Source organism: Cupriavidus pauculus, assembly GCF_022179805.1.
Classification (GTDB): Bacteria; Pseudomonadota; Gammaproteobacteria; order Burkholderiales; family Burkholderiaceae; genus Cupriavidus; species Cupriavidus pauculus_E.
On the sequence record NZ_BPUO01000016.1, the window covers coordinates 21,842 to 40,629 of the forward strand.

Here is an 18,788-nt window from a genome sequence, read left to right on the forward strand (position 1 = left end):
CAATTTTCCGTCCGGATGACATCCCGGATGGAGAGTCACAAAAGCACAAAGGGCGCGATGGGCGCCCTTTGTGCTTTGTCTAGCCGCGATTGCGGAAGATCAGCTGGAGATTACTTGGATTTCTCGGCCGAGTTTTCCAGTTTCTGTCCGCCCTTCTGCACATCCTGGCCAAGACCGGACATCGTGTTGCAACCTGCGAGCAGCGAGGCAACCAGTACACACCAGATCCATCCTTTTTTCATCAGAGGCTCCTTTCAGGGACAGTAGGAAGTGGGCACATTTTATCGTCGCCCCAACCTCCGTCGATGCAGGATATGTGCCCATTTGTCAGTACGACAATGTCTGACAGGCAGCGTCCTAACCCTTCAGTAGAAGGCGGGCGCGCTGGGCAATCGCGGCGTGGGTTTGCAGCAGCCATGGCGCAGGGAAGGGCTGGGCTAGCAGGAAGCCCTGCATCGTGTCGCACTGCCAGCCGCGCACGACGTCGAGCTGGGCTTGTGTCTCGATGCCCTTGACGCAGACGCCCACACCTTGCCCCTTGGCCCATTTGCAAGCGTTGCGCAGGCTCGTCGCCATATCGGGCTTCTGGCTGGCATGGCCGAGATGGCGCGCATCGAGCGTGACCATGTCTGGCCGCACCAGCGCCAGGGCCTTCCGGCTGGCACCGGCGTCGGTGAAATCGGCCAGGGCGATATCCACGCCGCCGTCGCGCAGGCGCTGGGCCTTGTCGGTGGTTTCCATGGCATCGGGGACGATGTCGACGGGCACCTCGACGCAGATCTGTCCGGCGCCGACGTGATGGTGATCGATGGCGCGACGCAGCATGCAGATCGTGTCGTCCGCCTGCATCTGCGAACTGGTGGCCAGCAGCGTAAATTGCAGCGGCCCCAACGGTGCGGCTTCGCGCATCAGTTGCAGCAACTGGTGCAGGGTCCAGCCGCCGATGGCATTCATCAGCCCGAGCGCCTCGGCGACCGGCAGGAAGTCTTGCGGCGCCACGCGGCCCAGCACCGGATGCTGCCAGCGCAGCCGCACCGTGTAGGCGGTGATCGCGGCGGTGGCCATCGAGGCGCGGGGCTGCAACTGCAGGCTCAGTTCGCCACGCTCGATCGCACTGGGCAATGCCGCCAGCAACGTGGCCATGCGCGGCGTGGACGGCCGGCTGGCCGTGCCGATGCCTGCGCCGCCGCGCCGGTTCACCTGGAGCATTGCGTCGAACGCCTGCTGCAGCAGCCGTTCCGTGCCGGTATCGTGCAGGTCCACGGCGCTGCCGATGCTGCACGAAAGAAAGGCTTCGTAGCCGTCGACCTGGAATGGCCGATTGAGCGCGGCGGCAATGGCCTGGCTCAACGCATGGGCGTTTTCCGCGCCTTCGGGCAGCACGCAGGCCACGCCAAGATCCGCCGGCCCGAGCCATTGCATGGCCACCGGCATCGATGCCACTGTGGTGACGCGTGTCTTGACGTGGGCGCGCAACTGGTGCGCGCGCTGCGGGCCGATGCTGTCGCAGGTGTGGGCAAAGCGGTCGAGCCGCACCACCAGCACGGCCAGCAGCAGCGCGGCGCCGAAATGGGCGCGATGTTCTTCCAGCGCGGCCAGAAAGGACACCGGCTGGAGGGCGGTGGTTGGTGCGTCGGCAGGTGACCCACTGTCACCGACCCCTGGAGCTGGCGTGTCGTTGGTGTCAGGATCCATCGATTAACCGTGCTGGCAGCGATTTCATGTCTGCATTGGCCGCCCGCGATACCCGGACTGCATTCCCGTTCAAGCGTGATTCGGCGCGCTCTAGCTGGCGCGACTCGTTTTCAGTTGTTGCAGTGCGACTATGTAGTAGTACGTAGTTGTCAAGTCGCACAGGTCAGATCATACGGCAGCCACAGACAATTTCGTTAAACGACTATGTCGACGTGGCGCGGGCGTCGCTCGTGTTTGATTTCAAACAACGCTCTGTCTTGTCGCCACGATTGTCGTCTTGACCACCGGGCGCCAATGACGATAGGGCGGGTTGCAATGCTGGGTGCAATGCCGTGATTCACCAATGAAAAACGGGCGCCGTAGCGCCCGTCTTGCTGGGATTCAACCTGTTGCTCAACCCACTACTCAGCCCGTGGTGTCTGCCTCCGGGCCATCCTCCGGCGGCACGCGCGATGCCAGCACCTTGTCGATGCGCTTGCCGTCCATGTCGATGATCTCGAACTTCCAGTTTTCCCACCGCACCGTATCGGCGGTCTGCGGCAGCCGGCCCAGCAACAGCAGCAGCATGCCGGACAGCGTGTGGTAGCGCTCCTTGTCTTCCTCTGGTACGGCGCGCAGGCCCGTGCGGTCCTTGAGCTCGGGAATCGGAATCAGGCCGTCCAGCAGCCAGGAACCGTCGTCGCGCTGCACCGCCCACTCCTCGCCAGCCGTCTCGGTCTTGAACTCGCCGGTAATCGCCTCGATCAGGTCCTGCAGCGTCACCAGGCCCAGCACTTCGCCGTATTCATCGATGACAAAGGCGATCTGGCCGCCCGACGAGCGGAAGTTTTCCAGCAGTTCCATGCCGGTGACACTCTCCGGCACGAATACGGCGGCCTGCAGCACCGCCGTCAGGTCGGCTTTCTCGCCACGCAGGCGGCGGGCGAGCAACTGGCGTGCGCTGACCACGCCAAGGATGTCGTGCATGCCGCCACGCACCACCGGAAACCGCGAATGGTCGGATGCCTCGATGCGGCGCAGGTTCTCTTCCTCGGTCAGTTCGATGTCGAGGTATGCCACGTCACCGCGCGGCACCATCAGCGATGCCAGTTGGCGATCATCCAGCCGGAACACGTTGCGCACCATCGTGTGCTCGTGGTGCTCGATGACGCCCGCTTCCGAGCCTTCCACCAGCAGCGCGTGGATTTCTTCCTCGGTCACGGCCGGGCTGCGATTGGCGTCGACGCCCAGCAGGCGCAGCACCAGTCGCGTGGAGCCGGACAGCAGCTTGACGAACGGCGTGGAGGCAACGGCGAGAAACGAGATCGGACGCGCAGCCAGGCGGGCGATGGTCTCGGGCGCCATCTGGCCCAGCCGCTTGGGCACCAGCTCGCCGAGCACGATCGAGAAATAGGTCAGGCCTGCCACGACGATGGCCGTGGCCATGTAGCCGGCAGTGGTGGTGGAAATGCCAAAGCCTTGCAGCCAGGTGGCAAGGGGCGCGGCCAGCGTGGACTCGCCGACCACGCCGTTGAGCACGCCGATGGACGTGATGCCGATCTGCACGGTGGACAGGAAGCGGGTCGGGTCTTCGCCCAGCTTTACGGCCGCTATTGCGCCGCGGTCACCGGCCTCGATCTGGCGTTGCAGGCGGGCCTTGCGGGCGGTCACCAGCGCGATTTCCGACATGGCGAACAGACCGTTCAGCAAGATAAGCGCCAGCAGTATGGCTATTTCCATCAGGGTGCGCGCCCTGTGCGCGCGGGAATTGAAAAATCAGAGCATACCATCCGCATGTGACGTTGCATCGCCGTAGTGGCGTCAACGTCACCTAGATGCATGTGCACGAATCATGCCGTATGCGGCTTCACGTCGCGATCGATGGTGGCGCCGGCCTGTGCGCGGGCAATGCGCAAGGCGTAGTTGGCTTCCAGGCGGGTCCAGAACTCGGCCGTGGTGCCGAAGAAGCGGGCCAGCCGCAATGCGGTTTCCGGCGAAATGATGCGTTCGCGCCAGAGAATGCTCTCGATGCGCGTCACCGGCACCCGCAGCGCCACGGCCAGCGATCCCGCCGACAAGTCGTTGGGCGTCATGAATTCGTGCAGCAGCACGGCGACGGGCGCCACTGGCGCAAGGTCCACGCCGGTGGTCACGCTGCTGTAGTCCTCGCTTTCGAAGTCGTCTCGCTTGATGCTCATGCCACTACCTCCGGCGGGCAATGGGCAATCTCCACGTCCCAGGCTTCGCCATCGACGTAGCGGAAGCGCACGTACCAGTCGCCCCGGATCCGCACCCGCCATAGCGCGCGGCGGCGCCCCGGCGTCGGCTCGAAATTGTTGGTGGGCGCGGCCAGCAGGTCGGGCGCGGAGGATGCCGCGTCCAGCATGGTGAGCTTGCGCAGGGCGCAGGGCGCCGGGCTGGATGCCGGCGGGCAGCGTGTGGACGTAGTGGCCGCAAAACACGGCGGCGGTGGTCTTGTTGGCGATGGATCGGATCACGGTTTCAACTCCCTGATGGAACGAACAGGGCCATCGTAGGCAAGCATCGCGGCCAGTGGAATGCGACGATTCTGAAAGCTGGAGGGCGGGAGTCGGAATCGGCGTCATTACCTCCGAGGTAGTCGTATCGCCGCCGGCCCTGTGCTGTAATGCGCCACATGGAAACGCTGACCCCTGCCTCCGAAGCTGCCCTCGACTTCCCTGGACTGTTGCGCTACTGGCGCGGCAAGCGCGGCTACAGCCAACTGGCACTGTCGCTGGCCGCCGGTGTCTCGCAACGCCATATCAGCTTCCTGGAATCGGGCCGCGCGCGGCCCAGCCGCGAGATGGTGCTGGCGCTGGCGGAGCGGCTTGGCGTGCCGCTGCGGCAGCGCAACCGGCTGCTGCTGGCCAGCGGCTACGCGCCGGCCTACAGCGAGAACACGCTGGCGGCACCCGCGATGCAGATGGTGCGCCATGCGATCTCGCTGATCCTGGCCAAGCAGGAACCCTATCCGGCCGTGGTGCTCGACCGCTTCTGGCACCTGATCGAAGCCAACGACGCCTATTGCCTCATGCTGGATGCCCTGATGGGCAGCCGCCGGCCCGCCACGCTGGAAGGCGAGGGCGGCCGGATCAACCTGATGCTGGCCGTGTTCGATCCCAATGGCCTGTGGCCCCTGATCGAGAACGCGCGGCAGGTGGGGCGCTACCTGTTGCGCCGCGTGTGGCAGGAGCTGCAGGTACACGCCCACGACCAGACCGCGCGCGAGATCTTCAGCCGGATCGCGGCCTGGCATCCGGACATGGTGGGGCCGGGCGGCGTGCTGCTGGTGGAGGACGATCCCGCCGAGGGCTCGCCGCCGCCCGTGCTGCCCGTGGTCGTGCACGCCGGACGCTTTCGCGCCTCGCTGTTTTCCACGCTGACCACGCTGGGTAATCCGCAGGACGTCACGCTGCAGGAACTGCGCATCGAGTGCTTCTATCCGGCCGATGACGCCACGAAGCACCTGTTCGAGGCGATGGCGGCGGCGCCGACCACTCCCTCGAAATGGTAGTTCGGCCAAAAAAGAACAGTCGTGCTAACATCGCCGGGCCGTTGTGGACTTGATCCGCAACGGCATCGTTACGTCTTCAGGGCGGGGTGAAAGTCCCCACCGGCGGTATGTGGCAACTGTCCCCAGGACAGGGGCGCCACGAGCCCGCGAGCGCCCGCACTTGTGTGCGGGGTCAGCAGACCTGGTGAGAAGCCAGGGCCGACGGTCATAGTCCGGATGAAAGAAGATGGGCGGAATCCGCATGGCAACCCCATGCGCGAACGGCGCTTGCCGTCCGCGCTGGCGGAGCGTTGTGCCGGCTTGCGCTGATCGTTCCCCTGAAACGCCCATGAAAATTCATTGCACGGAGCGTTTCATCAATGCTGACTCTCAATCAAAGCCACACTTCCGACCTGGTTGCCGCCGATTGCGCCGTGACCGAAGCCGACCCGCGTCCGCTTGCCGAGCGCATCGCGCAGGCGCTCGACGCCATGCGCGAGGGCCGTCCCGTCGTGCTGCTCGACGATGACGATCGCGAGAACGAGGCCGACCTGATCCTGGCCGCTGAACGCCTGACCAACGCCAACATGGCCATGATGATCCGCGAATGCAGCGGCATCGTCTGCCTGTGCCTGACCGCCGACAAGGTGCGCCAGCTTGGGCTGCGTCCGATGGTCGAGAACAACCGCAGCCAGTACGGCACGGCGTTCACGGTGTCCATCGAGGCGCGTGAGGGCGTGACCACTGGCGTCAGCGCGGCCGACCGCATCACCACGATCCGTGCGGCGATTGCCGACGACGCGGGTACCGATGCCGTGGTCAGCCCAGGCCATGTGTTCCCGCTGGTGGCTGTCGATGGTGGCGTACTGCAGCGCCGGGGCCATACCGAGGGCTCGGTGGAACTGGCCCGCATGGCTGGCCTGGCGCCGGCGGCGGTGCTTTGCGAACTGATGAATCCCGATGGCACGATGGCGCGTCGCCCCGAGGCGCTGGCATTCGCCGGGATGTACCAGTTGCCCGTGCTGACCATCGCCGACCTGGTGGCCTGGCGCGAGCAGCAGGGCTGAAGGCGAGGGGTTGAAAACAACCTGATCCCGGGCAAGCCGCGCGCGAATATCGCGCAGAAATGACGTGCGCATTTGTCTTGTCAGGCAAATCCGCGCGTCATGGGGCTGTCGTCATGGGGTTGCGCTGTGCGAGAATGCGCGGGCTCTTCCCGTCCTTACGAGGGTCATTCCCGATGTTTTCCCCGAAGTTTTCCCGCTTTCTCGCACGCACGGCCCTGCTCGCCGGCGCGTGTTTCAGTGTCGCAGCGCATGCCGAATCGAATGGCACGCCGGCTTTCAACAACCCGGCTGCCAACGTCAGCGCCAACGTCGGCGCCAGCGTCCGCCCGGTTGCGGCGGGTGCCCTGTACCAGTGCCAGGGGCCCAACGGTGGCACCATCTTCCGTGCCTCGCCGCGCGAGGGCTGCACGCTTGTGACAACGCCTGATCCCTCCGCGCCAGACCCGCAACGCTGGTCGCCGCTGATGGGGATGAATGGCGTGATTTCCTATCTCGACCAGACTTCGATCCGCCGCCGTGGCCCGGAGGTAGGCGTGGCGCTGGTCCACAATGCGCCGGCGGGCGTGATCAAGACCACCAGCGGCGACACGATCCGCTCGTCGCTGAAGCGGATGGTGCTGAACTGCGCCACGTCGATGTACGCGGTGGTCGAGCAAACGCTTTACTCGAAGCGCTACGCGCGCGGCGAGTCGCTCTATACGATGCGCGGCCCGCAGGCCGGCATGCCCCAGCCCGTGAGTTCGGGGACCTTGCCGGGCGAACTGATGAACCGCCTCTGTCACTGAGCGTCGGTGTCCCGGCGCTTGCTCAAGATTCTCAGTCAGCCACGTGGCGCGCGCGCCAGGTGCCGTTCGACTGCTTGCAGAACCACCCCGACCACGCCTCCGTGGCGCTGCCACGCTTGAGGTCAGACTTCAGCCGGCGGCATTTCTGATCCTGGTCGGTCTTGGTAGCCACCGGGCTGATCGTACCGTCGATGGCCTGGCGGCGGCCATCGGCCGGGTAATGCCATTCCACCACCTGATTGTCTTCCGTGTCGTTCAGCGCCTTGGCTACCGATTGCTGGAGCGAGGCCGCTTCCTTCTTGGTCAGCGTGCCGATGATGCTGCCTGACAGATAAGTCTGAAAATAAGCGAACGCGGGTTGCGCGGTACCCAGGAGCAGGGCGCAGCCAAGGCTGGCGGCCAGGGCCAGACGGGTTTGGCGTCGAGCGTGCATGACGATTTCCTCGCGGCTGAAAACATCGGTTGAGTGACGTTGGCGATTGTAAGCGCGTCATGCGCACTGCGGTGCATCGCGATGCACAACAGCGCAGCAGCCTGCCTGATTCCGGGGCCGCGATCTGGCACCTGAAAGGTCTTCCATCGCTCGGCCATCGCATGGTCTATGCTCGACTTCAGCCTTGGAGCGCACGCGCGGAGCGGCTTTCCATCGACAGGTGAGACATTTTGTTGCAAACGTTGCGGCGCCGAAACGTGACTTTTAAGTCTCGAATTGTTAAGGTTTCGCATCGCATTGCAACAATCCCGACAAGCGTGTTTGACGTCTTGCATCGATGTGCCGGTGTCGTTACCTGATTGCCGTGCCCGTTGCGCCGCACGCTGGTCCGTCTTTTGCTGTAACCATTCGTTGAAGTACTCCGACGCCATCGGGCGCGACCGCATCGGTCCGCCGCCCGCGTTCCCGCCAACCCTGCCTACGGCTTTCATGTCCGCCTATCCAACGTCGTTCCGCCCGATCCAAAGCCCGACCGCCGCACCCACGCGACGCTTATCCGGCAGGATGTCAGGGCTGGGGCGCTGGATTGGTGGCGGCATGCTGGCCGTGCTGGCCCTGACCGCGCACGCGTTCGATTTCGAGACCGTGGCGGCGCGGGCACGCCAGTTGTCGGCATCGCCGTACAAGCCGCCCAAGGCGCAGGAACTGCCGCGCGAACTGAAAGAACTCTCCTACGACCGCTACCGCGAGATCGAGTACAAGCCCGAGCGCTTTGCCTGGCGCGGCGCGCGCCTGCCGTTCGAGATCTCGTTCTTCCATGAAGGCATGGTCTTTGACCAGCCGGTGCGGATCAACGAGGTGGTGAACAACAGCGTGCGCGAGTTCCGCTTCGACCCGGCCGCGTTCAACTACGGTTCGCACAAGGTAGACCCCGCCAAGCTCAAGCAACTTGGGTTTGCCGGCTTCCGGCTTTTGTATCCGCTAAGCCAGGGCAAGCGCAAGGACGAACTGGCTTCGTTCCTGGGCGCCAGCTATTTCCGCGCGCTGGGCAAGGACCAGTGGTACGGCCTTTCGGCACGCGGCCTGGCCGTGGATACCGCGCTGAACTCGGGCGAGGAATTCCCGCGCTTCACCGAATTCTGGATCGAGCGGCCGTCGGCCAATGACAAGCAACTGACGATCTATGCGCTGATGGATTCGCGCCGCATGAGCGGGGCCTATCGCTTCATCATCAAGCCCGGCAACGAGACGGTGATGGAGGTGAAGTCGCGCCTGTTCCTGCGTGAAAACGTGACCAAGCTTGGCTTGGCGCCGCTGACCAGCATGTACCTGTTCGGCGAGAACCAGCCGTCCGCCAGCGCCGATTTCCGCCCCGAGGTGCACGACTCCGACGGACTGTCGGTGCAGCTTGGCACCGGCGAATGGATCTGGCGCCCGCTGGTCAATCCCAAGCGCCTGCTGGTGACGTCGTTCGCCGCGAACAACCCGCAAGGCTATGGCCTGATGCAGCGCGACCGCAGCTTCGACAACTATCAGGAAATCGGCAGCTGGTACGAGCGGCGCCCGAGCGGATGGGTCGAGCCGAAGGGCAACTGGGGCTCGGGCCGCGTGGAGCTGGTGCAGATTCCCACGCCCGACGAGACCAACGACAACGTCGTGGCGTTCTGGGTGCCGGACAGCCCGCCCAAGCCGAAGCAGGCATTCGACTACGAATACCGCCTGAAATGGCAGAAGGACGGCGAGAACCTGCCGCCGCTGTCGTGGGTCACGCAGACCCGCCGCGGCCAGGGCCTGACGCGCAAGCCAGAAGACACCAGCTTCTCGCTGGTGGTGGATTTCGAAGGACCGGCGTTCAAGAAGCTGCCCGAGGAGGCGCGACTGGACCCGGTGGTATCGGCGGACGCCAACGGCGAACTGCTCAAGACAACAGTCCAGCGTAACGAGGCCACGGGTGGCTGGCGCATGACGATGTTCATGCGGCGCAAGGACGAGAACAAGCCGGTTGAGTTGCGCGGCTATCTTCGCAACGGCAATACAACCCTATCCGAGACATGGAGCTACATCCTACCTCCAGGCTGAAGCAGCGACCCGCGCAGGCCGCGGCGGCATGCGAGCGCTATGTCGATCGCCTGCCGGCCTCGCCCGAAATGCGTAGCGAGCTGCTGGCCGATACCCCGAAGTCGCTGATATCCAGCGTGCCGGCCGAGGGTATCGAAGTGCCATCGGCCATGATTGAATTGCAGACGCGCCTGGCTGGCCGCGACCCGAAGGACAAGGAAGCTTCCGATTTGAATTACGGTAGCGCCCCCGGTGGGGCAACTTACGCATCGGTGGGCCGTCGCTTTGCGATGGCCTATGGCAACCCGCAGGTCGATGGCGAGCCGCTGCTGCAGCGGCACGACGACGGCACCGTGCGCGTCAATACCGGGCCCGAGCCCGAGCGCGCGTCGATGGTGCCGCGCCAGTGGCCGCCGCACATCATCTGGGGCGGCATCCGCAATACCTGGCGCCGCCTGCTGGGCCGCCCGCAAGTGCCGGAAACCTGGGACACGCTGCACGACGGCCCCGACGCCGAGGGCAAATGGCACCCGGCCGGTTCGCATCGCCGCTGGGTGTTGCTGGCGCTGGTCATTGTGCAGACCATCACGGCCACCTACTTCATGTCGAACGTGCTGCCGTATCACGGCGCCGATCCGCTGGAAGTGGCCATCCTGTCGCTGTTCGCAATCCTGTTCGCCTGGGTGTCCGCCGGTTTCTGGACGGCGATGATGGGCTTCCTGGTACTGGCCAAGGGCGGCGACAAGCACCTGATCTCACGCACGGCGGCGCCCGATGCGCCCATCGACCCGTCTGCCCGCACGGCGATCATCATGCCGATCGCCAACGAGGATGTGACGCGGGTCTTTGCCGGCCTGCGTGCCACCTATGAATCGCTCGAACGTACCGGCGAGCTGCAGCACTTCGATTTTTTCGTGCTGTCGGACAGCGGTAATCCCGACCTGCGTACCGCCGAGCACGATGCCTGGATCGAACTCTGCCGCGCCGTCGGCGGGTTTGGCCGCATCTTCTATCGCTGGCGCCGGCATCGCGTGAAGCGCAAGACCGGCAACGTGGCGGATTTCTGCCGCCGCTGGGGCAGCAAGTACCGCTACATGATCGTGCTCGATGCCGACAGCGTGATGAGCGGCGACTGCCTGGCCACGCTGACGCGGCTGATGGAAGCCAATCCCGGCGCCGGCATCATCCAGACCGCACCGCTGGCCGTGGGCCGCGAGACGCTGTACGCCCGCGTGCAGCAGTTCTCGACGCGCGTCTACGGGCCGCTGTTCACCGCCGGCCTGCATTACTGGCAGCTTGGCGAATCGCATTACTGGGGCCACAACGCCATCATCCGGATCAAGCCGTTCATGGAGCATTGCGGCCTGGCGCCGCTGCCCGGCAAGGGGCCGCTGTCTGGCGAAATCCTGTCGCACGACTTCGTCGAGGCGGCCATGATGCGCCGGGCGGGGTGGGGCGTATGGATTGCGTACGACCTGCCGGGATCGTTCGAGGAACTGCCGCCGAACCTGCTGGACGAGGTGAAGCGAGACCGCCGCTGGTGCCAGGGCAACCTGATGAACTTCCGGCTGTGGATGAAGCAGGGCTTCCATGCGGTGCATCGCGCGGTATTCCTGACCGGCATCATGGCCTATGTGTCGGCACCGCTCTGGTTCCTGTTCCTGGTGCTGTCCACCGCCGCGCTGGCCAAGCATGCGCTGGTGCCACCCGAGTACTTCACCAAGCAATACCAGCTCTTCCCGACCTGGCCGGAATGGCATCCGGAGAAGGCGCTGGCGCTGTTCTCGGCTACGGCCACGCTGCTGTTCCTGCCCAAGCTGGCCAGCGTGATCCTGCTGCTCAAGGACGCGAAGCAGTACGGCGGTGTGGTGCGCCTGTTCCTGAGCATGGTGATCGAGATGATGCTGTCCGCGCTGCTGGCGCCGACGCGCATGCTGTTCCACACCAAGTTCGTGATCGCGGCCTACAGCGGCTGGGGCATTTCCTGGAAATCGCCTCCGCGCGAGGATGCCGAGACCACCTGGGGCGAGGCGTTCCGCCGCCACGGCTGGCACACGGTGCTGGGCCTGGGCTGGGGCGCGGGCGTGTACTGGCTGAGCCCGGGCTTTATCTGGTGGCTGCTGCCGATCGTCGGCTCGCTGGCGATGTCGATTCCGCTGTCGGTGATGCTGTCGCGGGTGTCGCTGGGCCGAGGCGCCCGCCGCGCGGGGCTGTTCATGATCCCCGAGGAAACCTTCGTGCCACGGGAAATCGTGGAGACGCAGCAGCACGTGGAAAGCGCCCAGGAAACGCCGCGCTTTGTCGACGCCGTGGTCGACCCGGTTACCAATGCGCTGATGTGCGCCACCGCCACGGCGCGCACGGTCCAGCCCGAACCGGCACGCATGCAGCACGCGTCGCTGGTGCAGCATGCGCTGACCCATGGTCCGGGCTCGCTGTCGCCGGCGCAGAAGCACGTGCTGCTGGGCGACCCGTTCGCGCTGTCGAAGCTGCATGAACTGGTCTGGGGTTCGCCGCTGGCCGATGCTGCCTGGAAGGAAACGCGGATTTTGATGCGCCGGGCGCCGAACGTACTGCCGCTGCGGCCACGTACGGCTTGAGGGTGGTGGTGGAATGAAAAACGGCAGGCCGAAGGGCCTGCCGTTTTTTTATTGCTACCTGCTTCCCTGATTTAGCTCCCCTCTCCCGCAAGGCGGGAGAGGGGCAGGGGGTGAGGGCCGGGCGGTCCAAATTGCGACTGATCGGCAAGCAGAGCCTCATGCCCTCACCCCCAACCCCTCTCCCGCAACGCGGGAGAGGGGAGCCAACCAGGTGGGGAGAGGGGAGGCAACCCTCAGTGTTTCAAACGCCTCCGCTCACCGCAACGCCGACACACAAATCGGCGCATTGATATAAACATCCCCAACCCGGCGTTCACCGCGGTCGTTGCGGGTCATGTAGCGGAACATCATGCTGACGCCGATCTTGGTCAGGATTTCCACGTCGCGGTTGGCGCAGATATTGCGCTGGAGCGGCGCGGCATAATTCACCTCGAAACTGGCCAGGTCCAGCATCGGCCCACGGAAATTGGTCAGTTCGAGCTGGAAGAGTACGTGTTTGCCCGGGATCGACTGGCAGCGGCGCAGCCGGGTCTCGCCGTCGATCTCGATGGGCAGGGCGTCGTTGAGCTGGCGGCAGGCGCGTGCCAGCACGCTGTCCGGGCGGTTGGTGCTGCGCAGCAGTTCAGGAACGCCGGCCGCGCCGGTGTTCTGTCCGGTCGCCGCACCTTTGAGCATGCGTGACAAGGCTTCGGCTTCGTCGATCACCACGGGCGTGGGCGACGATGCCGGCGCCACGGCAGATGGCTTGCCTGGCGCTGCCGATGCAGGCAACGACGGCAAGGCAGCCATCGCAACCAGGCTCAGCGAAACAATAAACGTCGTATGTCGTATGGTCATGCAGGATAACGTTGCCGGGGACGGTTCCCGTGGTCCGTCTTCCGCGATGCGTCTGACTGCGTGGTCTGGGCATTCATCAGTCCCGACAGGCACGCATTGTACCCTTCACCTTGGTGCACGTGAAAGCGGCGCCACCCGTGATGCCGCACCCGTAGCCGGTTTGCGGCGGATTTTCCACGGTACTTCTGGTGACTTGACGCCTGCGCCGCCAAGCGCTTAGGCGCTATGCAACAATTGCGTCTTGCCCTACCGGAACCTTTTCATGACGTCCTCCGCAAGCACGCACTCCAACGCGCGCTTTCCGCTCTGGCTGCTGATCTGCGCGTCCCTGACCGCCATTGCGCCCCTTTCCATCGACATGTACCTGCCCAGCTTTCCGGCGCTGGCGGCCGACCTGCATACCGATATCGGGCGGGTACAGCTGACGCTGGGCACGTTCCTGGTGGGTCTGGCCATCGGGCAGGCGTTCTATGGCCCGATCAGCGACCGGTTCGGGCGAAAGGCGCCGCTCTATGCGGGTCTGACGATCTATGGCGTGGCCGCCGCCGGCTGCGCGCTGGCGTCGAGCGTGGAATCGCTGATGGCCTGGCGGTTCCTGCAGGCGCTGGGCGGGTGTACGGGGCTGGTGGTGTCGCGCGCGGTCATCCGCGACCGGCTGGAAGCCCGCGAGTCGGCCCGGGCGTTCTCGTCGCTGATGCTGGTAATGGGGCTGGCGCCGATCCTGGCGCCGCTGATCGGCGGCGCCGTGCTGGCGGCCACCGGCTGGCGCGCGATCTTCTGGATCCATAGCGTGGCCGCCGTGCTGCTGCTCTGGCTGGTGCACGCCCGCATGGAAGAATCGCTCGACCCGGCGCGCCGCCGCACGCTGCATCCGGCAACGGTGCTGGGCGGTTACTGGGAATTGCTGCGCGATCGGGAATTCCTGGGCTACTCGCTGTCCGCGGGCTGCGTGCAGGGCGGCATGTTCGCCTACATCGCCGGGTCGCCGTTTGTGCTGATCGAACTGCATGGCATCGATCCCTCCCACTACGGCTTTGTTTTCGGGGCCAATGCATTCGGCCTGATCGCCATGGCGCAGGTCAACGCAAAGCTGGTGCGGGCGCGCGCACTGGACGACGTACTGCGCACCGCGCTGTTCGCGCCATGCCTGGCGGGCCTGACGCTGGCCGCAACCGCGCTGCTGGGCGTGGCCACGCTGCCGGTACTGCTGTGCTGCTTCTTCGTGTTCCTGGCCGGGCTGGGCTGCATCACCCCCAACGCTTCGGCGCTGGCGCTGGCGCATCAAAGCCACCGTGCCGGCACCGCATCGGCGCTGATGGGCACGCTGCAATTCGGTTTCGGCACGCTGGCTGGCGCCGCAGTCAGCGTCTGGCACGACGGTACGGCGCTGCCGCTGGCCGTGGTCATGGCGATCTGCGGCAGCGGCGCGGTGCTGCTGCGCCTGTACGGCCGGGCCGGCATGCGCCAGCCCGGGTAAATCCCGGGTCAGGCCGCCTGGTTGGCGGGCTGGGTCAGCGGCATTGCCGGCGGGTTCTGCATGACCACCAGCTGCGCCGGCATGGGCGCGGCAAATCCGGCCGCGCCAAAGCTGTCGCGGATCGTGCGGTTGGTGTCGAAGTAGACCTGCCAGTAGTTGTCGTTATGGCAGTACGGACGCACCGCCAGCACTGGCCCCACCAGCGTGAATTCCAGGATCTCGACGTCCACCGGCGGATCGGTCAGCACGTTTGGGATTGCCGCCACCTTTTCCTTGAGCAGTGCGATGGCTGCCGCCGCGTCGGTGGTGCCGGCCAGTTGCGCCTTCAGTTCGACGCGCCGGAACGGGTTGGCCGTGAAGTTCTGGATGGTGTCGCTGAAGATCTTGTTGTTGCCGATCGTGGTCAGCACGTTGTCCGGTGTGTCGAGCGAGGTGGCAAACAGGCCGATTTCGCGCACCGTGCCGGTCACGCCGCCGATGGTCACGAAGTCGCCCACCTTGAACGGCCGCAGCACCACCAGGAAGGCCCCGGCGGCAAAGTTCGCCATCAGCCCGGACCACGCCATGCCGATGGCCACGCCGGCGGCGGCGATCAGCGCGGCGAACGTGGTGGTCTGGATGCCGAAGTAGCCAAGGATGCCGATCACCAGCACGACGTTCAGCGTCACGGTGACGATCGATCCGACGTAGCGCAGCAGCGTGGGGTCCACGCTCTGTTTCGCGAGCGAACCCTGCACCAGCCGCACGACGAAATGGATCAGCCAGCGGCCGACGACCCAGAATGCCAGCGCGGCCAGGATCTTGATGCCGAAGACGGTGGCGTAGCCGTAGATGACGTCGCGGATGCTTTGCAGCGAGGTGGTATCCATGAACATGCTCCTGTGATTGACGGGCAGGAAAAATCAAGGCAGCCAAAACGGCTGTCGATAATGTCAGGACCACAAGGCACGCCTGTGTCGGCGTTTCAGAGAAGCGGCAAGGGCATTATTGGGCGCGCGCCCGTGAAAGTTCAAGACAATCTTTTGGAGGCGCCAAGTAAAAACGGCCGGGCAATATGCCGGCCGTTTTTCACACAATTTGCAGGGCGATTTTTCTGGAATCGTCTTGCGAATCCGGGACTTACCAGTTCGTTTCGCGCTCCGGCGTGGCCGAGATGCGGTGCAGCGTCAGGTCGGCACCGTTGAACTCCTCTTCCGGGTCCAGCCGGATTCCCACGAGCTTCTTCAGCGCACCGTAGACCACGGTGCCGCCGATCAGGGCAACCACGATGCCCAGCAGCGTGCCGGCCACCTGCGACACCAGCGACACGCCGCCCATGCCGCCCAGCAAACGAGTGCCGAAGATGCCCGCGGCAATCCCGCCCCAAGCACCGCAGAGCCCGTGCAGCGGCCAGACGCCGAGCACATCGTCGATATGCCATTTGTTCTGGGCCAGCGTAAACAGATGGACGAACAGCACGCCCGCCACGGCGCCGGTCACCAGCGCGCCCAGCGGATGCATGATGTCGGACCCCGCGCAAACCGCCACCAGTCCGGCCAGCGGGCCGTTATAGGAAAAGCCCGGGTCGTTGCGGCCGGCCGCCCAGGCGGCCAGCGTGCCGCCGACCATGGCCATCAGCGAGTTGATGGCCACCAGGCCGCTGATCTTGTCGATGGTCTGCGCGCTCATCACGTTGAAGCCGAACCAGCCCACGGCCAGCACCCAGGCGCCCAGCGCCAGGAACGGGATGTTCGACGGCGGGTGGGCGCTGATGCGGCCGTCCTTCTGGTAGCGGCCGCGGCGCGCGCCCAGCAGCAGCACGGCGGGCAGGGCGATCCAGCCGCCCACCGCATGCACCACCACGGAACCCGCGAAGTCATGGAACGGCGCGCCGGTCACCGACGCCAGCCAGTCCTGCACGCCCAAACGGTTGTTCCAGACGATGCCTTCGAAAAACGGGTAGACGAAACCCACCAGGATGAAAGTGGCTACCAGTTGCGGATTGAATCGGGAGCGTTCGGCAATACCACCCGAGATAATCGCCGGAATGGCGGCGGCAAACGTAGCCAGGAAGAAGAACTTGACCAGTTCGTGGCCGTTCTTTTCGGCCAGCGTCTCGGCGCCGGAAAAGAACTGCACGCCGTAGGCAATCGTATAACCGATGAAGAAGTAGGCCAGCGTCGACACCGCGAAATCGACCAGGATCTTTACCAGCGCGTTGACCTGGTTCTTCTTGCGGACCGTGCCAAGTTCCAGGAATGCGAAGCCGGCATGCATTGCCAGCACCATGATTGCACCCAGCAGGATGAACAGCGCATCCGTGCCTGTCTTCAGGTTGTCCATCGTTACCTCATGCTCAAAATGGGAGCACGAGCAAGCAATTTGCGTTCCAGTTTTGGCTGCAAAACGGGGAATGCCGCGCAAATACAGTGCGCATCGCACCGATATTGGCTTGGGTGACGATTGCGTGCCGAGCGCCCGTTTTGGTCGATGCGCAAACATGGGGCATCGCTGCGCTAAAATGACGCATGCTGCAGGGCAAAATGGCACCGTATCAGTGCGTCATCGGTTTTCGCACCGTAAATGCGCATCGTGCGAATGCGCTGCGGTAGCGAAAGCCGGACAAGGAAATTGCGCGATTAGTGATCAAAACGGCAACAATCTGCCGGTTTTATAAAGTGCGCCGTCCGATACGTCATGCGGTTGAAAAGTGACGCGCCAATTCAAAAAACAGAGGGGTAAAAACCCCGCTAAGTCTTGCCAGAGAACGATTTCCGGCGGTTTTCGTTGCATCGGTGCCACTGGGGATTGCCCAAGCCGCAAAGGGCAGATTAGACTGCGCCGATCGGACTTTTGCCAAGTGGCAAAAGTCCGGTGACGACGACCAAACAAGGGAAATCAGCCATGAATAAAGGTGAACTGGTATCGGCCATCGCCGCGGAAGCAGAACTCAGCAACGCCGCCGCCGAGCGCGCGCTGAACGCTGCGCTGGACAGTATCAAGAAGGCAGTGGCCAAGGGTGACTCCGTCACGCTGGTGGGTTTTGGCAGCTTCAGCTCGGGCAAGCGTGCTGCCCGTACCGGTCGCAATCCGCGTACCGGCGAAACGATCAAGATCCCGGCCGCGAAGACGGTGAAGTTCTCCGCCGGTCAGGGTTTCAAGGACGCCGTGAACAAGAAGAAGTAAGCGCATCGCGTCTCAGCATGTTTAGAAAGCGGCCTGCGGGGCCGCTTTTCTATTTGGGCGGGCCAGTTATGCAGGCCGTTTTGCCCACCGCGACAGAAATCGCCGCATCCGGTATGCCGCTGCACGGCGCAGCGGGTTAAACTGCCCGCGCCTCAGGCTCGATTTCTGGATTTTCTGCGATGAACGATCTGTCCCACCAGCTTTCCATGACCGTGCTGATGACGCCGGACATGGCCAATTTTTCTGGCAACGTCCACGGCGGCACCATCCTCAAGTACCTGGACATGGTGGCCTATGCGTGCGCGAGCCGTTATGCCGGCCGCTATGTCGTGACGCTGTCGGTCGACCAGGTGGTGTTCCGCCAGCCGATCCACGTGGGGGAACTGGTGACGTTCCTGGCCGCCGTAAATTTCACGGGCCGCAGCTCGATGGAAATCGGCATCAAGGTGGTGACCGAGAACATCCGCAGCAAGGTCGTGCGTCATACCAACAGCTGCTATTTCACGATGGTGGCCGTGGACGACAACGGCTCGCCGGCCGAAGTGCCGCCGCTGCAGCCGCGCGACGAGGTGGAGCGCCAGCGCTTCGAGGCGGCCAAGCAACGCCGTGCGCTGCGCCAGGAAATGGAGCGCCGCCACGACGAGATCAAAGGGGCAACCACCGAATGACGGCCCGGCTGTTGCGCATCGCCTCGGCCTGCGGGCTGGCCACGCTGGCCGCCGTCGCCCATGCCGAGGAAATCGGTAGCGTTTCCACCAACTTCCGTGTCACCGGATCCGACAAGGTCGTGATCGAGGCTTACGACGACCCGCAGGTGCAAGGCGTGACCTGCTACGTGTCGCGTGCCCGCACCGGTGGCATCAAGGGGTCGCTCGGCATGGCCGAAGACCCGCCCGAGGCATCGATTGCCTGCCGCCAGGTGGGCACGATCGCGTTCAAGGGCCCGGTCAAGCAGCAGGAAGACGTGTTCTCGGAGCGGATGTCGGTGCTGTTCAAGACGCTGCACGTGGTGCGCGCCGTGGACCGCAAGCGGAATACGCTGGTGTATCTGACTTATTCGGATCGCATCGTCAGTGGGAGTCCGCAGAACGCGGTGACGGCGGTGCCGGTGCCGGCGGAGACGGTGATTCCGGTGAAGTAAGACCGATCCCTGTTGGTTTGCTCCCCTCTCCCGCAAG

18 protein-coding genes and 1 riboswitch are annotated in these 18,788 nt (G+C 64.5%); of the genes, 9 read left to right on the forward strand and 9 right to left on the reverse strand.

Annotated elements, in window-relative coordinates; translation table 11 throughout:
* Window positions 1–110: 110 nt before the first annotated feature.
* From MFF62_RS25255 to MFF62_RS25275, 5 genes are all read right to left on the reverse strand, one after another.
* On the reverse strand, window positions 111–242 hold the full coding sequence (locus MFF62_RS25255; protein WP_215531086.1) for an entericidin A/B family lipoprotein: 132 nt from the start codon (window positions 240–242) through the stop codon (window positions 111–113).
* A gap of 115 nt (window positions 243–357) precedes the next feature.
* Window positions 358–1,695, reverse strand: a complete 1,338-nt coding sequence (locus tag MFF62_RS25260; RefSeq protein ID WP_238265876.1) for an EAL domain-containing protein — start codon at window positions 1,693–1,695, stop codon at window positions 358–360.
* A 405-nt stretch (window positions 1,696–2,100) separates the two neighbouring features.
* On the reverse strand, window positions 2,101–3,414 hold the full coding sequence (locus MFF62_RS25265) for a hemolysin family protein (protein WP_238265877.1): 1,314 nt from the start codon (window positions 3,412–3,414) through the stop codon (window positions 2,101–2,103).
* Between the two features lie 110 nt (window positions 3,415–3,524).
* Window positions 3,525–3,872, reverse strand: coding sequence for a HigA family addiction module antitoxin (locus tag MFF62_RS25270; RefSeq protein WP_238265878.1), 348 nt, complete (start codon window positions 3,870–3,872; stop codon window positions 3,525–3,527).
* On the reverse strand, window positions 3,869–4,060 hold the full coding sequence (locus tag MFF62_RS25275; RefSeq protein WP_238265879.1) for a hypothetical protein: 192 nt from the start codon (window positions 4,058–4,060) through the stop codon (window positions 3,869–3,871). The genes MFF62_RS25270 and MFF62_RS25275 overlap by 4 nt, the downstream gene beginning before the upstream one ends.
* Before the next feature lie 270 nt (window positions 4,061–4,330).
* On the opposite strand from MFF62_RS25275, the gene MFF62_RS25280 reads away from it, so the two are divergent.
* From MFF62_RS25280 to MFF62_RS25290, 3 genes are all read left to right on the forward strand, one after another.
* Window positions 4,331–5,209 (forward strand): helix-turn-helix domain-containing protein, encoded by an 879-nt coding sequence (locus tag MFF62_RS25280; protein WP_238265880.1) that lies wholly within the window; start codon window positions 4,331–4,333, stop codon window positions 5,207–5,209.
* A 68-nt stretch (window positions 5,210–5,277) separates the two neighbouring features.
* A riboswitch (FMN riboswitch) is annotated at window positions 5,278–5,441 on the forward strand.
* A 127-nt stretch (window positions 5,442–5,568) separates the two neighbouring features.
* Entirely contained in the window at window positions 5,569–6,255 is a 687-nt protein-coding gene (ribB, locus tag MFF62_RS25285) for a 3,4-dihydroxy-2-butanone-4-phosphate synthase (protein WP_238265881.1), read from the forward strand.
* Between the two features lie 173 nt (window positions 6,256–6,428).
* On the forward strand, window positions 6,429–7,040 hold the full coding sequence (locus MFF62_RS25290) for a surface-adhesin E family protein (RefSeq protein ID WP_238265882.1): 612 nt from the start codon (window positions 6,429–6,431) through the stop codon (window positions 7,038–7,040).
* Window positions 7,041–7,071: 31 nt separating this feature from the next.
* Here the strand turns inward: MFF62_RS25290 and MFF62_RS25295 are convergent, their stop codons facing one another.
* A complete protein-coding gene (locus MFF62_RS25295; RefSeq protein WP_238265883.1) occupies window positions 7,072–7,473 on the reverse strand; it encodes an RT0821/Lpp0805 family surface protein in 402 nt (133 codons plus the stop codon).
* A gap of 489 nt (window positions 7,474–7,962) precedes the next feature.
* Here MFF62_RS25295 and MFF62_RS25300 point away from each other — a divergent pair, with 489 nt between their 5' ends.
* A complete protein-coding gene (locus tag MFF62_RS25300) occupies window positions 7,963–9,552 on the forward strand; it encodes a glucan biosynthesis protein G (protein WP_404990835.1) in 1,590 nt (529 codons plus the stop codon).
* Window positions 9,525–12,131: a glucans biosynthesis glucosyltransferase MdoH gene (mdoH, locus tag MFF62_RS25305; protein WP_238265884.1), complete on the forward strand. Its 2,607-nt coding sequence runs from the start codon at window positions 9,525–9,527 to the stop codon at window positions 12,129–12,131. Before MFF62_RS25300 ends, mdoH begins: the two co-directional genes overlap by 28 nt.
* Window positions 12,132–12,386: 255 nt before the next feature.
* Here mdoH and MFF62_RS25310 read toward each other — a convergent pair whose 3' ends face one another.
* The gene (locus MFF62_RS25310) at window positions 12,387–12,968 is read right to left on the reverse strand and encodes a hypothetical protein (protein ID WP_238265885.1); all 582 of its coding nucleotides are present in this window, start codon (window positions 12,966–12,968) and stop codon (window positions 12,387–12,389) included.
* A 262-nt stretch (window positions 12,969–13,230) separates the two neighbouring features.
* On the opposite strand from MFF62_RS25310, the gene MFF62_RS25315 reads away from it, so the two are divergent.
* Window positions 13,231–14,445, forward strand: a complete 1,215-nt coding sequence (locus tag MFF62_RS25315; RefSeq protein ID WP_238265886.1) for a Bcr/CflA family multidrug efflux MFS transporter — start codon at window positions 13,231–13,233, stop codon at window positions 14,443–14,445.
* Between the two features lie 8 nt (window positions 14,446–14,453).
* Here the strand turns inward: MFF62_RS25315 and MFF62_RS25320 are convergent, their stop codons facing one another.
* Window positions 14,454–15,314 (reverse strand): mechanosensitive ion channel family protein, encoded by an 861-nt coding sequence (locus tag MFF62_RS25320; protein WP_238265887.1) that lies wholly within the window; start codon window positions 15,312–15,314, stop codon window positions 14,454–14,456.
* Between the two features lie 250 nt (window positions 15,315–15,564).
* On the reverse strand, window positions 15,565–16,767 hold the full coding sequence (locus MFF62_RS25325) for an ammonium transporter (RefSeq protein WP_238265888.1): 1,203 nt from the start codon (window positions 16,765–16,767) through the stop codon (window positions 15,565–15,567).
* Window positions 16,768–17,328: 561 nt separating this feature from the next.
* Here MFF62_RS25325 and MFF62_RS25330 point away from each other — a divergent pair.
* The 3 genes from MFF62_RS25330 to MFF62_RS25340 all read left to right on the forward strand — a co-directional run bounded on the left by MFF62_RS25330 (window position 17,329) and on the right by MFF62_RS25340 (window position 18,751).
* Window positions 17,329–17,610: an HU family DNA-binding protein gene (locus MFF62_RS25330; protein WP_008651272.1), complete on the forward strand. Its 282-nt coding sequence runs from the start codon at window positions 17,329–17,331 to the stop codon at window positions 17,608–17,610.
* A gap of 179 nt (window positions 17,611–17,789) precedes the next feature.
* Window positions 17,790–18,278 carry an acyl-CoA thioesterase gene (locus MFF62_RS25335; protein ID WP_238265889.1) on the forward strand — a complete coding sequence of 163 codons (489 nt, stop codon included), beginning with the start codon at window positions 17,790–17,792 and terminating at the stop codon, window positions 18,276–18,278.
* Window positions 18,275–18,751, forward strand: a complete 477-nt coding sequence (locus MFF62_RS25340) for a CreA family protein (RefSeq protein ID WP_238265890.1) — start codon at window positions 18,275–18,277, stop codon at window positions 18,749–18,751. Before MFF62_RS25335 ends, MFF62_RS25340 begins: the two co-directional genes overlap by 4 nt.
* Window positions 18,752–18,788: the final 37 nt, after the last annotated feature.

What these genes read in the sequence shown, in the direction of transcription:
- MFF62_RS25255 (WP_215531086.1), bottom strand. Translation starts at nt 242, where the DNA reads ATGAAAAAAGGATGGATCTGGTGTGTACTGGTTGCCTCGCTGCTCGCA.
- MFF62_RS25260 (WP_238265876.1), bottom strand. Translation starts at nt 1,695, where the DNA reads ATGGATCCTGACACCAACGACACGCCAGCTCCAGGGGTCGGTGACAGT.
- MFF62_RS25265 (WP_238265877.1), bottom strand. Translation starts at nt 3,414, where the DNA reads ATGGAAATAGCCATACTGCTGGCGCTTATCTTGCTGAACGGTCTGTTC.
- MFF62_RS25270 (WP_238265878.1), bottom strand. Translation starts at nt 3,872, where the DNA reads ATGAGCATCAAGCGAGACGACTTCGAAAGCGAGGACTACAGCAGCGTG.
- MFF62_RS25275 (WP_238265879.1), bottom strand. Translation starts at nt 4,060, where the DNA reads ATGCTGGACGCGGCATCCTCCGCGCCCGACCTGCTGGCCGCGCCCACC.
- MFF62_RS25280 (WP_238265880.1), top strand. Translation starts at nt 4,331, where the DNA reads ATGGAAACGCTGACCCCTGCCTCCGAAGCTGCCCTCGACTTCCCTGGA.
- ribB (WP_238265881.1), top strand. Translation starts at nt 5,569, where the DNA reads ATGCTGACTCTCAATCAAAGCCACACTTCCGACCTGGTTGCCGCCGAT.
- MFF62_RS25290 (WP_238265882.1), top strand. Translation starts at nt 6,429, where the DNA reads ATGTTTTCCCCGAAGTTTTCCCGCTTTCTCGCACGCACGGCCCTGCTC.
- MFF62_RS25295 (WP_238265883.1), bottom strand. Translation starts at nt 7,473, where the DNA reads ATGCACGCTCGACGCCAAACCCGTCTGGCCCTGGCCGCCAGCCTTGGC.
- MFF62_RS25300 (WP_404990835.1), top strand. Translation starts at nt 7,963, where the DNA reads ATGTCCGCCTATCCAACGTCGTTCCGCCCGATCCAAAGCCCGACCGCC.
- mdoH (WP_238265884.1), top strand. Translation starts at nt 9,525, where the DNA reads ATGGAGCTACATCCTACCTCCAGGCTGAAGCAGCGACCCGCGCAGGCC.
- MFF62_RS25310 (WP_238265885.1), bottom strand. Translation starts at nt 12,968, where the DNA reads ATGACCATACGACATACGACGTTTATTGTTTCGCTGAGCCTGGTTGCG.
- MFF62_RS25315 (WP_238265886.1), top strand. Translation starts at nt 13,231, where the DNA reads ATGACGTCCTCCGCAAGCACGCACTCCAACGCGCGCTTTCCGCTCTGG.
- MFF62_RS25320 (WP_238265887.1), bottom strand. Translation starts at nt 15,314, where the DNA reads ATGGATACCACCTCGCTGCAAAGCATCCGCGACGTCATCTACGGCTAC.
- MFF62_RS25325 (WP_238265888.1), bottom strand. Translation starts at nt 16,767, where the DNA reads ATGGACAACCTGAAGACAGGCACGGATGCGCTGTTCATCCTGCTGGGT.
- MFF62_RS25330 (WP_008651272.1), top strand. Translation starts at nt 17,329, where the DNA reads ATGAATAAAGGTGAACTGGTATCGGCCATCGCCGCGGAAGCAGAACTC.
- MFF62_RS25335 (WP_238265889.1), top strand. Translation starts at nt 17,790, where the DNA reads ATGAACGATCTGTCCCACCAGCTTTCCATGACCGTGCTGATGACGCCG.
- MFF62_RS25340 (WP_238265890.1), top strand. Translation starts at nt 18,275, where the DNA reads ATGACGGCCCGGCTGTTGCGCATCGCCTCGGCCTGCGGGCTGGCCACG.